This is a genomic window from Brevibacillus sp. NSP2.1, assembly GCF_000470975.2.
Classification (GTDB): Bacteria; Bacillota; Bacilli; order Brevibacillales; family Brevibacillaceae; genus Brevibacillus; species Brevibacillus agri.
On the sequence record NZ_CP048274.1, the window covers coordinates 3,013,791 to 3,027,542 of the forward strand.

The window sequence follows — 13,752 nt, forward strand, 5'->3', positions numbered from 1 at the left end:
TTCAATCGCGCTTTCCTTCTAGGCAAGCTTTACGAGAAACAGCGGCTGACCATGCTCAACCAACTGACCATTTTCCACCAGTACTTGAACGATTTCCCCTTTTACCTCTGCCTCAATCTCGTTAAACAGCTTCATGGCCTCGACAATACAAACGATGCTTGACGGCTCTACGCGGTCGCCCGCGGAAACGTACGGCGGAGCATCCTCGGCCGGAGCGGCATAGAAGGTCCCGACCATCGGGGAGGTAATTTTGTGCAAACTTTCCGTCTGTTCAGCGACTGCGGCCGGAGCGACTTTTTCTGCTACAGCTACAGCCACAGGTTGCGGCTTCGGTTGCTGGACAGGCGCTTTTTCAGGTTGTGGCAAGGCAACGACCGCAGCCGCTTTTTTGCCAGGCTCCGTCTTTTGCACGTAGGCCGCTTTGTCGGCTGTCGCAGTCTCATTCGTGCGTCGTTTGATGCGCAGGCGGGATTCCTCGTCTTTTACTTCGAGCGATTCTATGTCCGTCTGCTCCAACAGCTTTACAAGTTCTCTCAATTCATAGATCGTCAGCACACTTATTCCTCCCGTGTTCCGAGTCTGTCTTTTACGAACCGACTGGTTGGTCTGTGGAGTGTCTACTGGACCGACCAGTTGGTCTTTTGCTGATTATAGCAAATATCTGAATAATAGTACAGACCAACCAGTCAGTCTGCGCGATACATTTTTAAGCGGACCGTGAAGCGACTATGCCCCTGCTCTCTTGCCAGCAAACGGCGAGTAGCCGCCTGATCCCTCCTGCTTTAAAACGACTTGAACGGCGTGTCGCCAGACGTCAGGAAAAAACGGTTGAACGCCGGATTTTCCATCGCCTCGGGCTTCAAAACGGAATGCAGCACCATGTCGGCGTAAATGTCCGCAATCTGCTCGATCGAGTACGTCCCTGTTTTTTGATACCATTTGTAAATCCAGTTGACCATGCCGAAAATCGCCATGGAGACGATCGGCACAGGCAGCTCCGGCCGAAATTCGCCTGACTGAATCCCGTCCGAGATGACCGTAAACATGATCTTTTTGTAGCGATCCCGCTTCGTTTCAATATCCGTAAAATATTCCGGGGTCAAAAAGAGGCTTTCCTGATAAAAAATCGTTACCTGTGAGCGGTACAGATCAATCATCATGACAAACGATTTTACGATCGCCTGCAGGCGTTCCGTCGGCGTATCCCATTTCTCGTAAGCTTCCTCTGCTTTTTCCAGAACGTACGTAATGAATTGGTCGTGAATGATGTAGAGGAGTTCATCCTTGGATTTGAAGTTGTGATAAAATCCTCCCTTCGAGGTTCCGCTTTCCTTGACGATTTGGTCGACGGTCACCCGGTGGTAGCCATGTGCTTCGAACAAGCGCATGGATGTTTCGATGATTCGTTCTCTGATTGATTTTTCGCTCATTATCTTCACCCGAGATCATTATAGCATAGAAATCCGTTTCTCAATGGCAGATTGCGCGAACAGCAGCCGGGCAGGAAAAACGCCGATTTTTCATCGGGCGAAAAATCGGCGTCGCGTTTTGCGGATGATCGCTATTCGCTTGCGGAAGCTGGAACCACGCCCAAATACTCTTCCAGGGTGATGCCTTGCGCTTTGATTTCCTTGGCGATTTCTGTCCCGACATAGCGCAAATGCCACGGTTCGTACATGTAGCCGGTAATCGCCTCTTTGCCTTCCGGGTAGCGGATGATAAAGCCGTATTCTTGAGCGTGCTCGGCAAGCCACTTCGCTTCTTTTGTGTCCGCAAAGCAGCTCGTCGCGGCGCATTTGCCGTCGATGCCGGAGACGTCGATCGCAAGTCCCGTCTCATGCTCGCTCGTGCCAGGCACGGCGCTGTACGTGCGCGCCTTTTCTACTCCGTCTTTTTGCACGTAGCGGTTGAACAGCGCTTTTTGATAGGTGTGGGAGCGGTAGGCGGATACGCCCGCAAGCGAGACTCCGTCTGCTTTCGCCGCAGCAAACAACGCTTCCAGTGCCGCTGCTGCCTCTTTGCGCAGCTTCCGCTTCTCGCTCTTTTTCGGGAGCAGGTAAGGCACATTCGGGAAAACGAGGTCGGTTGGCGTGTAGTTTTCCGGGAGCTTGCGCTGCTTGTTGACGAGAACGGCCATGCTCGCTGGCTCGGCGACTACCTCGATATCCGCAAGCATCGCCTCGGTGTCTGCGGCCGCTTTGGCAGGCGGCTTTTTCGGCGGTTGGGCTTCGGTTTGCTTTGCCTCATCCGGCTTGGCCTCGGCCGGCGGCGCGGTTTTTGCAGAAGGTGCCGGCTGCTGATCCGCCGGCTTGCTCTCCTCTGGCTTTACGCTCTTCTGCTTCGTCTGTTCCGGCGCTGTCGCGGGCGGAGCCGTTTTTTCCTGCGGAGCAGGCCCGGCCAAGCCGCTGCACCCCGACAGCGCAAGAAGCGCTGCCGTTACCAGTATGATCGGATGGTTTGTACAATTGGCAAAACGTTTCATCTTGACGTCCTTTCGAATCGGGCCCGGCTACAAAGTCAGCCCAAAAGGTGTTGGGTACGTCCTGCAAAGCGGAAGTACGTACCCATTATGACATAAATCGGGCCCGTTTCGTTACAGGAACGTTGTCTGTATCGGCAAAAAATCATCATGCCACCCCGAGCGATCGGTTGTCATACGTACTATTCTTCTTTTTTCGCAAAGTACGTAGCGAGCACCGACCCGGACAGATTGTGCCAGACGCTGAAAATGGCGCTCGGCACGGCTGCCAGCGGGTTGAAGTGAGCGGCTGCAAGCGCGGCGCCGAGACCGGAGTTTTGCATCCCTGTTTCCAGCGTGACCGCTTTGCGCTTGGCCAGGTTCAGCCCGAACAGCTTGGCGAAGAAATAGCCGAGCAAGTAGCCAAGCACATTGTGCAAGATGACGACTGCGAAAATCATCATGCCCGTTTCGACGATCTTGCCTTTGTTCAGGGCGACGACGATCGCCACGATCAGCACAATCGCGATGGTGGATACGAGCGGCAGCGCTTTTGCACTCGCCTCCGCCTGCTTGCCGAAAAACGCCTTGACGATGACACCGAGCACAATCGGCACAATCACAACCAGGACGATATCGAGAAACAGCGACTTCGCATCAATCGCCATCCACTTGCCGGCCAAAAGCGAGATGAGCGCAGGCGTGGCAATCGGCGCGATCAGCGTGGACACGGCGGCGATGGACACACCGAGCGCCACGTCCCCTTTTGACAAATAGGTCATGACGTTGGACGCCGTTCCGCTTGGACAGCAGCCGACCAAAATGACGCCGACGGCAATATCAGGCGGAAGCTGCAACGTAACCGCGAGGATGAACGCGAGCGAAGGCATAATCAAATAATGGCCGACGACGCCGATCAGCACATCGACTGGCCTGCGAAACACTTCGCGAAAATCTTCGGACGACAATGTCAGCCCCATCCCGAACATAATGCTCCCGAGCAAAAACGAAATGTAGCCTTTTCCTCCGACGAACGCTTCCGGCATGAAAAAACCGAGAATGGCAAACAGGATCACCCATAGCGAAAACGTGCTGCCGACAAACTTGCTGATTCTCTCCACAGTATGCATGTTTCTCTCTCCTACTCTTTCTCTATGTTTTACGGCTATTTAAAATATTTTTGATTATACTGCACGTTTTTTGATTCTTCTATCCTTTTCGACCATTCTATCTATACTTAAAACCTATACAGCTATAGCCTGCGCGTAACAAAGCAACAAAAAGACGCGCTGTTGTGCAAGCGCGTCTTCGGGTTCCGCCCTAGAGCACAGCCACTTCGTGCGCCGTGCTGCCGCCTTTTTTATTTTTGCAAGCTCACCTGATCGAGCATCAGATAGCCTGCCGGACTGATGGAAAAGCCCTGGATGTCCGTGCTGATGACGGCGAGGTTTTCCAGGTTGCGGATCGGTACGAGCAAAGCGTCGCGCAGCTCCAGCTCCTGCGCCTTGGCGTAGATCGCAAGCCTTTTGGCCGGGTCTGTCTCCACTCTTCCGGCGTCAAGTAGCCTGTCCAGCTCCGGGTTGCTGTACTGAAAGCTGTTTCCGGCCCCGCCGCCCTGGGTGTGAAACAGGTTGTACTGATTGTAGTCCGCATCGCCTGTCGCATTGCCCCAGCCGCTGACGAATATTTCGTGCGTCCTCGTCTTCTCGATCTGCGTGACAAAATCGGCGTAGCTGACCACTTCGAGCCTGGCATCAATCCCGATGCCTTTTAGCTGCGAGCGGATCACCTGCGCGACCGTAACGCGGTCGTTGCGGTCATAGGTCAGCATGCGGATGGAAAAGCCGTTCGGATAGCCGGCTTTGGCGAGCAGCTCCCGCGCTTTGTTCAAGTCGTACGGATAGCTTTTGACGGAAGGACTGTAGCCGAACACTTTCGGGCCGAGTGGCGAATTGGCCTGCGTTCCTACGTTGTTGTACACGCCTTTGATGATCGCGCCCGTCTCGATGGCAGAGCTGATCGCCTGTCTGACGCGGAGATCGCGCAGCGGCCCCGCCGCCACGTTGAACCCGATAAACTCCGTGCCCAACGCCTCGCTGCGGTAGACGCGCAGACGATTGGACGCGGACAGCCGCTCGATGTCCTGCACCGGAATGGACTCGGCCACATGGGCCTCGCCGTTTTCGACCAGCGCAATCCGCTTCGTGTCGTCGGCGACGACGCGGAAGACGACGCGATCGAGCTTCGGCTGATCGCCCCAATAGTGCGGGTTTTTGTCCAGCACGATCTGCCGGCCAGGCTCCCAGGAGCGAAACAGAAACGGCCCTGTCCCGACAGGGTGCGCGGAAAGCTCGCGGCCGTACTCGTCGATGGCTTTCGGGCTGATGATGCTGCCTTCGTGACTGGCCAAAATGGACAGCAGCGGCGCAAACGGCTTTTCCAAAAGAAACTGCACCGTGTACGGGTCGATGATTTTGACTTCCTTGATCTTGTCGAACATCGCAGCCCGCGGAGAAGCCGTTTTTGGGTCCATCACCCGGTCCAGCGTCTTTTTGACCGCTGCAGCGTCAAACGGCGTACCGTCGTGGAAGAACACGCCCTGACGCAGCTTGAACTCCCACACCAGGTCGTTCACCTGCCTCCAGGAGAGGGCAAGCTGCGGCGCGATCACCATGTTGGCATCCCGCTTGACCAGCCCCTCGTAAACTTTTTGGTGCACCACACTGGCTGCATTGATGGTAGAAATGAAGTGCGGGTCGAGATTGGTCGCATCAGACATGCGGGCGACGACCAAGGTGCCTCCCTCAGCCCCCGCTTTTGGTGGCGGGCTCTCGTTTTCCGCAGGCGGTTCCACCCCCATGGAACAGCCCGCAAGCATCGTCGCTGCGAGCAGCAGTCCAAGCAAGCTGTGGAAAAGTCTCTTTCGGATCATGGTGGACTCTCTCGCATCCTTTCCATGTAAGCCTGTGAGGCGCGCTTGTTTTGGATGAGAAAACTTGGCTGCGCCAAGCCATTGCCGCAGCCTTCGTTGCCCTTATACTGGATAAGAATCTTATCCATTCTTAAACTGTACAAAAAGACCGCCCTTCCCAAAAAAATCCACAGAGAATGGCGGCCCGATCCTCGCGATGCGCAAGGAACAGCAACTGGCGTTATTTGTTTTCAAACAGCTTTTTATACTCGCCGAAGCCTTCCTCTTCCAGTTTGTCTTTTGGAATGAAGCGCAGCGCCGCAGAGTTGATGCAGTAGCGCAAGCCGTTTTCCCCCGGGCCGTCCTCGAACACGTGCCCGAGATGGGAGTCCGCGTGCTTGCTGCGCACCTCTGTACGAATCATGTTGTGAGACAGGTCAATGTGCTCGGTAACGTTCTCGCTTTGCAGCGGCTTCGTGAAAGACGGCCAGCCGCAGCCCGCATCGAATTTGTCCAGCGAGGAAAACAGCGGCTCGTTGGAAACGATGTCGACGTAGATGCCCTCTTCCTTGTGATTCCAGAACTCGTTGGCAAACGGGCGCTCCGTGCCGTTGTTTTGCGTCACTTCGTACTGAATCGGCGTCAGTTTCTTTTTCAGTTCTTCCTGCTTCTGTTTGTCGCGCCACGCTTCCTTGATGAACTTCGCCCTGCCGGACGCCGCCTTGTAATACTGATAGCGCAGCGGATTTTTCTTGTAGTAGTCCTGGTGATACTCCTCCGCCGGGTAAAACGGCTTGGCAGGCAAAATCAAGGTCGCAATCGGCTTCTGAAAACGCCCGCTTTGCGCAAGCTCGTCGCGTGACTGGATCGCCAGCCGCTCCTGCTCGGGGGTGTGAAAGAAAATCGCCGGAGCGTAAGACTGTCCGCGATCTCCGAATTGGCCGCCTGCATCTGTCGGGTCGATCTGTCTCCAAAACATTTGCAGCAGCTCCTCGTAGGAGATGAGCGCAGGATCGTACGTAATCTGTACAGCCTCAAAATGCCCGGTCGTCCCGGAGCATACTTGTTCATAAGTCGGGTTTTCCACATGTCCGCCTGTATAGCCGGACACAACCTTTTCAATTCCTGGCAGCTTGTCAAACGGGCTGACCATGCACCAGAAGCAGCCACCTGCAAAGGTTGCGGTTTCAAACCGGGAATGTTCGCTGTTCATGCCATTCGCCTCCTGAAATATACGACAGCTTCGCTAAGTCGATTGTACATGGTTTGCAAAATGAAAGTCCACTCCGTAGCTGTCGCAAACAGCAACCGGGTAAAAAAAGACCCCGTCTGGACGAGGTCTTGAAATGGGGGAAATGAAATTTGCGCTTACGCTTCCACTTCTTTTTCAGCCCCGGACAGCGCCTGGGCAAAGCCGGAGAGCATCACGACCATGTGGGCAATGCCTTCCTCAAAGTCTTTCAGACGGATAGATTCGTTCGGAGCGTGTACCTTGCAGCCGACCCAGCCTACACCTGTGCTGACGACGGGCAGTTGAAGTTGCTCCCCGAAAATGTACATCGGGCCAGTTCCTGCCGCATTTGGCGCGAGCACAGGCTCGTTTTCATAAATAACCCGTGCGGAATCGAGCACATGGGCGACGAACGGATGGCGGAAAGCGGAGCGGTACGCTTTTTGGCCGTTAATCATCGTGACGGAAATGTCGTCGAAGCCGTGCTTTTGCAGATGAGCCTCGACGCAGCGCAGGATGTGGTCCGGGTCTTGGCCTGGGACGAGGCGGCAATCGACCTTGGCTTTTGCCACCTTCGGCAAAACCGTTTTCGCGCCTTCGCCCGTGTAGCCGCTGTCCAGCCCGCAAATCGTCATCGTCGGATGGAACACCATCGCTTCACGCGGGTCTACCCCTTTTGCCGCCGTAATCAGCGGGCGCTTCAAGCCGTATAGCTGCGCCGTCGCTTCCTCGCTGAACGGCAGCGCGGCCACGACCTGCTTTTCCTCTTCTGTCGGCTCCACGATCCCGTCGAAAAAGCCTTCTACCAAAATTTCGTTTTGCTGGTTTTTCATCGTCGCCAAAGCTTGCACCAAGCGCCACGCCGCGTTGTCGACATACGCGCCCACGGAGGAATGCATGTCGATGTCCGCGCCTACGCACGTCAGCTCCAAATACGCCATACCTTTGATTCCGGCGACCATGCTGATGCGCTCAGCCTCGTCTTTTCCGCCGAACTCCCAGATGCACGCATTGGCTGCAAACAGGTCTTTGTACTTGCGCAAATACGGCTCCAGGTTCGGGCTGCCGATCTCTTCCTCGCCTTCGATCAAAAACTTGATGTTGCACGGCAGGCCGCCCAGCTTTTGCTGCAAGATTTTGATCGCGGAAAGCCGCGCCACGAGGTCGCCCTTGTTGTCTGCCACTCCGCGCGCGAACAGCTTGCCGTCGATCTCGGTCGGCGTGAACGGCTCGGTCTGCCACTCGTTGAACGGCTCTGGCGGCTGAACGTCGTAGTGGTTGTAGTAGAGCAACGTTTTGCTCGCGTCGCCTTCGCTGCCCGCTGCAAAAAAGGCGTAGACGACCGGATTGCCGCCCAGGTCGTCGAGAACTTTTGTCTCGCCGCCCGCCTCGCGAATCATCTGCACCACGTATTCCACCGTCTCCGGGATCGCTTTATGCTGCGCGGACACTGTTGGAAAGCTGGCGTATTGCTTCAGTCGGTCGACAGCCTCCGGCAATATTTCCTGGACGTAGCCCAATACTTGTTCCTTGTTCATGGTACGCTCCTCCTCAAGACCGAATGGGTGGTACGATTACTGCTGCAAGCTCGGCACCTTCGGCTCCATGTACGTCGCGAACCAGTCTGCGGTGTACTGCAATCTGAGGACGCGCTGCTCCGGGTCGCCGCTGCGGGACAGCTCGTGGCTGGCGCCGGGGAAGCGGACGAAAGACACGGGAGCCTTGCCTTGATGTTTCAGCGTGATGTAAAGCTGCTCGGCTTGGTCGATCGGGCAGCGGTGATCCTGTTCTCCGTGCATAATCAACAGCGGCGTCTCCATGTTGGCGACGAGGCGGATCGGCGAGTGATGCCACATTTTTTCCGGGTTGGTGAACGGATTCGCCTGAATTTCCTCTGCGCTGAAGTAGTAGCCGATGTCGCTCACGCCGTAAAAGCTCATCCAGTTGCAAATGCTGCGATCTGTCACCCCGGCCTTGAAGCGGTTCGTCTGCCCGACGATCCAGTTGGTCATAAGGCCGCCGTAGCTGCCGCCAGCTACCCCGAGGCGCGACTCGTCCACGAAGTCGAACTGTGCGCACGCGTAATCGACCGCGCTCATCAGGTCGAGGTAATCTTTGCCGCCGTAATCGCCGCAGCACGCCTGCATGAAGCGCTCGCCGTAGCCGAAGCTGCCGCGCGGATTCGTGTAGAGCACCGCGTAGCCTTTTCCCGCCAAAAGCTGAAACTCGTGGAAAAACGTGTTGCCGTACATCGAGTGCGGGCCGCCGTGGATTTGCAGGACGAGCGGGTACTTTTCGCCTGGCTGGTAGCCGACCGGCTTCAAAATCCAACCGTGCACGTTCCAGCCGTCTTGTGCGGTAAACTCGATTTCTTCCGGCACGGACAGCTCCACATCCGCAAAAAAGTCGCGGTTCAGCTCTGTCAGACGTCGCTCGGCTCCTGTCGTCAAATCAATCTGGTACAAATCGCCAGGGATGAGCGGATCGCTAATGGCCGCGATCACCGTCTGCTGCTGCTCGTGGAAGGTAAATCCGTACACGTTGCGATTGCCGCCGACGATGCGCGTCGCCTCGCCACCGAGCGACACGCGATAAATGCCGGAGTTGCCGCGCTCGCTCACGATCACGTACAGCGCGCTTCCGTCCTCTGTCCAGACCGCGCCCGGATTCGGATGTCCCGGGGAGCGCACGTCGCCAATCGTCGAATCGCCAATCTGCACATCCCAGTCTGCCGTCACGCACGTCTGCTGGCCGCTTTCCAAATCGTAGACCCATACTTTCTTTTGCGTCGCATTCAGGTAGGTTTCAGACACGCTGCCAATATAGGCGAGCTTTTTGCCGTCCGCCGACCAGGTTGGATAAAAGAAGGTTCCGTTGCTGCTCGTCAGCTTTTTCCATTCCCCTCCCGCAATCGGGATGAGGTACACATCGAGGCTGTGCTGCATGTCGGGATTTTCCGTGCGGTTGGCCGTGATCGCCAGCCATTGTCCATCCGGCGACCAGGAGCCGACCGTATGGTGGTACGGGCCGTCCGTGAGCGCCGTGATTTCTCCCGATTGCACATCGACCAGTGCCAGTTGCCGGGTTTTTTCGTACAAGTAGCCGTGGTCGTCGGACTTGTATTTCATCCGCTCCACGTGGATGACTTTCGGGGCAGTCGCTTTCTTTTCGCCTTCGCCTTCGCGGTCGTGGAACGTCTCACCGCGATCCAGCAGGGCAGAAAACGCGATGTAGCGGCCATCCGGCGACCAGATCGGAGTGCTTGCTCCTGCCTTGCAGAAAGTGAGCTGGCGCGGCTCGCCTCCGGTAGCGTCCATCAGCCACACCTGTGACGTGCCGGAACGCTTGGAGACGAACGAAAGCTGCGAGCCATCCGGCGACCAGCGCGGATACGTGTCGCGCACAGCGCCTGTCGTCAGCGCCCGCGGCTCTGCCGCTGCCAGCTCTCTTACGTACAGATGGTTGCGGTACGCATGTTCCTCGTCAATCGAGGTTTCTACGTAGACGACGGTGCGCCCGTCCGGAGACAGTTGGGGATCGCTCGCGTACTTCAGTTGGTACAAATCTTCTGCGGTCATTCCTCGTTTGGTCATGCCCCTCACTCCTTTTCACTATGGGAAGGCTGTAGATGCTGCAAGAAAAACTGCGTAATGCTCTGGTTCAGCGTGATGTGGTTGGCGAGCTTTTCCGTGAAATGACCCTCGTCCTCGAAGACGTGCAGCGAAACCTGCTGCCCTCTGGCCTGCATATCCGCCACAAGCTGTTCTGCCTCGCTTACGGGTACGCGGGTGTCGTTGCGCCCGTGGAAGACGAGCAACGGCGCCTTGATCTTGGCGGAGTGATTCAGCGGCGCGATCTCTTCGAAGAAATCGTCGTCCTCGCCCAAATATCCGTACTCGACCTCGCGCAGCTTTCTCCGCCATTCCCCGGTGTTTTCCAGGAACGTGCGGAAGTGCGAAATGCCGACGATATCCACTCCGGCAGCCCACAGGTCGGGGTAATGGGTCAGAGCGGCCAGCACCATGAAGCCTCCGTAGCTGCGGCCCATGATACCGATTGCTTGCGGGTCGACCGTGTCTTTTTGCGACAGGTCTTTGACCAGCCAGGCGAGATCGGCGACAGAGTCCATCCGTTTGCGGCGATCGTCGAGCTGCACGTACTCCCGGCCGTAGCCCATGCTGCCGCGCACATTCGGAGCCACGACGGTGAAGCCTTGATTGGCCAAATATTGAAAAACCGGATGATACTCGGCGCGAATCTGGCTCTCCGGCCCGCCGTGGACGTAGACGACGACAGGGCTTTTGCCCGTTTTTTCCTTGCTGTACAGGAAGTACGGAACTTCCAGGCCGTCGAACGAACGGAACGTACACAGCTTTGGCTCGACCAGCTTGTCCTGGATCGTCCGCGCCACGCCGATGCTCGTCACGCGCGCGCTTGTTTTTTCGCGGAGCGAGTACGTCCATATATCGCCGGGCAAGGTCGGGCTTTTCAGCGCAAAGGCAAGCTGCTCATCCGCCCGGAAAGCCAATCCGGCAATTACTCCGCCAGGCACGTTTTCCGCCAACTCCCAGCGCTCTTCGGCCAGCGAGTAAACGCCCAAAACGGAACGCCCGCCCTGATTGACGGTAAAAGCAAGCAAATCCTCGTCGGGCGAGAGCTTCGCTTCCTCGATATCCCACTTCGCGATGTGAACGAGCTTCACAAGCTCTGCATCTGCCAGCGAAAAGCGGCAAAGCGCCATCGTATTGTCGTCGCGGTCTGTGACGATGTAGCCGTGCTCGCCGTCCTTCGTCAATTGCAGCGACTGGAAGCGCGCCTGCTTGCTGCAAATCGGCAGCTTCTTCGCCTCTCTGCTCTTTAGATCGAGCAGGTAGAGCGCGTTGTCGATATTCGTTTCCTGCACGGTAAAAATCAGGCCGTTGCCATTCGGCAGCCAGGCGATCGGGTCGCAGCGCCCGTCAAAGCGATACACCTCTTCATAGACACCGCTGTCCACGTCTTGCACGTACAGGTCGAAGCAGCGCGGATGCCTGCGGTTGCTCGACCAGGCGATCTTTTTGCTGCAAGGCGACCAGCCACCGAAGTAGTGGAAACATTGCGGCGCATCCGTGAGCGGCTTGACGGCAGCCCCTTTGTCCGTCAACAAAAAAAACTGCTGCCGTTCGTCGCCTTTGTTGTCCATGCCTACGACGGTTTTCGTCCCGCACGGCGAATGCCCGAAATCGACCACTCTGTCAGGCAAAAAGCTCACCTGGCGCGCGCTCTGGCTCCCTTCGTCCCAGCGCCACAACTGGGCGATGCCTGTCAGCTTGGTCAAAAAGGTCAGCTCGTCTGTCTGCGGCACCACTTTCAACTGATAGGCGGACTTCACTTGCAAATAGTCCATAATCAAGGTTCAATCACCCTTTCCTCGTAAGTTGCGTGTGTATGTAGGTGGATCTTCGCTGACGAATCGTTGCGTGGGGATGACCGTGTAGAAAAGGGAAAAAAGAGGAGAGACTCCTCTTTTTTCTATTTTTTCGTTGCCCAACGCGCACTTGGGAAAGCGTTGACCGGATATGTCAAACCTTCCAAGTTTGGTTTAACCAAATAGTTTTGCTGATAGTGGTAAATCGGAATGAACGGCATGTCATCCATCAGGACCGCTTCGGCTTTATGCAGCAATTCCATCCGTTTGTTCGGATCTTGCTCGACTTTTGCCGCCATGTTGAGTTGATCGTACTCCTTGTTCACCCAGCCAGTGCGGTTGTTCGGGCTGTCGCCCAAATAGTAGTCGAGGTTAAACGCCGGGTCGCTGATTTGGCCTACCCAACCCATACGAGCCATTTGATAGTTCTTTTGTTTCGTCGTGTCGAGGTACACTTTCCACTCTTGGTTCATCATCTTCACTTCTACGCCCAGGTTTTTCTTCAACATTTCCTGAATCGCCTGCGCTACTTTTTTGTGGCTCTCATCTGTGTTGTACATGAGCGTTACTTCAGGCAGAGTAGACCAGCCCTCTTCCTGCATGCCCTCTGCGAGCAGCTTTTTCGCTTCTGCCACGTCTTCTTTGAAGTAGTCGCCGCCTTCTTCGCGGAAGTCTTTGCCTGTCGGCGTGATCGCTCCGCGCGGTACCATCGAGTAAGCTGGCGTTTCTCCGCCCTGGCTGACCATTTCGGTCAACGCTTTGCGGTCGATTGCCATTGCGAAAGCACGGCGGACCTTTTTGTTGGTGAACGGCTCTTTCGTTACGTTGAACATGTACATGTACGTGCCGTAGTATGGAACGGATTTGTAGTCAGGGCTTGATTTTTCCTGGGCGAGAATGTCAGAAGGCATCTCTTTGTTGAAATCAAGCTCGCCGCTTTTGTACATCTGGTAGGACGTCGTGGCATCGTTCACCATTTTCCAGGTGATCTTCTCCATTTTTACGTCGTCCTTGTTCCAGTAATGCTCGTTCTTTTCAATGACCAGCTCGGAGTCATGCTTCCAGGAAACGAGCTTGTACGCGCCGTTGGAAATGTACGTTTCCGCATCGGCTGCCCATTTTGGATTGGCTTCGGCCAGCTTTTTGTTGATCGGATGCCAGTAGCGGGTTGCGAGCATTTTGTCGAAGTAGGAAGTTGGCGCTACCAGCTCGATTTCCAGCGTTTTTTCGTCTACAGCCTTGATGCCGACGTCTTCTGCTTTTCCAGTCCCTTTGTTGTAAGCCTCTGCTCCTTTAATGTAGTAGAGCAGATAGGCAGTCGTGGAAGCAGTCGCCGGATCAATGTGCTTCATGAACGTATAGGCGAAATCTTCTGCCGTCACCGGCTCGCCGTTCGACCACTTCGCATCGTCACGCAAAATGAACGTGTACTTCAACTTGTCGTCGGACAGCTTCACTTCTTTTGCTGCGCCCAGGATCGGATTGCCCTCTTTGTCCTTGGTGTACAGCCCTTCGCCCAGATGATCCATAATCCAGAACGAGGTCGTATCTGTGGAGGTGAGCGGGTTCAAGTCAGGCGGTTCTGACTTGGCGTTGAACACGACTTCTTGTTTGACCGCAGCAGTTGGAGCACCTGTAGCGGCACCTCCGTTGGTTGCTGTCCCGCCGCTGCCGCCGCAGCCAGCAAGCGCTGGCACCACGAGCGACAGAGACAGGGCAAAAGCAGCTAGTTTCTTCACAATGGT

10 protein-coding genes are annotated in these 13,752 nt (G+C 55.9%); all 10 read right to left on the minus strand.

What is annotated here, in order from left to right:
- Positions 1–18 precede the first annotated feature (18 nt).
- Entirely contained in the window at positions 19–555 is a 537-nt protein-coding gene (gene accB / locus M655_RS14495; protein ID WP_025847684.1) for an acetyl-CoA carboxylase biotin carboxyl carrier protein, read from the minus strand.
- A 227-nt stretch (positions 556–782) separates the two neighbouring features.
- Complete coding sequence (locus M655_RS14500; protein WP_005829556.1) at positions 783–1,430, minus strand: TetR/AcrR family transcriptional regulator; 648 nt, start codon at positions 1,428–1,430, stop codon at positions 783–785.
- Positions 1,431–1,561: 131 nt separating this feature from the next.
- The gene (locus M655_RS14505) at positions 1,562–2,482 is read right to left on the minus strand and encodes a M15 family metallopeptidase (protein ID WP_005829554.1); all 921 of its coding nucleotides are present in this window, start codon (positions 2,480–2,482) and stop codon (positions 1,562–1,564) included.
- A 179-nt stretch (positions 2,483–2,661) separates the two neighbouring features.
- On the minus strand, positions 2,662–3,588 hold the full coding sequence (locus M655_RS14510) for a bile acid:sodium symporter family protein (protein ID WP_025847681.1): 927 nt from the start codon (positions 3,586–3,588) through the stop codon (positions 2,662–2,664).
- Positions 3,589–3,818: 230 nt separating this feature from the next.
- Positions 3,819–5,390 (minus strand): glutathione ABC transporter substrate-binding protein, encoded by a 1,572-nt coding sequence (locus M655_RS14515; protein ID WP_007786397.1) that lies wholly within the window; start codon positions 5,388–5,390, stop codon positions 3,819–3,821.
- A gap of 220 nt (positions 5,391–5,610) precedes the next feature.
- Positions 5,611–6,582, minus strand: a complete 972-nt coding sequence (gene msrA / locus M655_RS14520) for a peptide-methionine (S)-S-oxide reductase MsrA (RefSeq protein WP_005829548.1) — start codon at positions 6,580–6,582, stop codon at positions 5,611–5,613.
- A gap of 155 nt (positions 6,583–6,737) precedes the next feature.
- The gene (locus M655_RS14525; protein WP_005829546.1) at positions 6,738–8,138 is read right to left on the minus strand and encodes a M20/M25/M40 family metallo-hydrolase; all 1,401 of its coding nucleotides are present in this window, start codon (positions 8,136–8,138) and stop codon (positions 6,738–6,740) included.
- Positions 8,139–8,174: 36 nt separating this feature from the next.
- Entirely contained in the window at positions 8,175–10,193 is a 2,019-nt protein-coding gene (locus M655_RS14530) for a S9 family peptidase (protein ID WP_026557143.1), read from the minus strand.
- A 5-nt stretch (positions 10,194–10,198) separates the two neighbouring features.
- A complete protein-coding gene (locus M655_RS14535) occupies positions 10,199–11,986 on the minus strand; it encodes a S9 family peptidase (protein ID WP_035422692.1) in 1,788 nt (595 codons plus the stop codon).
- A gap of 125 nt (positions 11,987–12,111) precedes the next feature.
- Positions 12,112–13,746, minus strand: coding sequence for a peptide ABC transporter substrate-binding protein (locus M655_RS14540; RefSeq protein ID WP_005829540.1), 1,635 nt, complete (start codon positions 13,744–13,746; stop codon positions 12,112–12,114).
- Positions 13,747–13,752 lie beyond the last annotated feature (6 nt).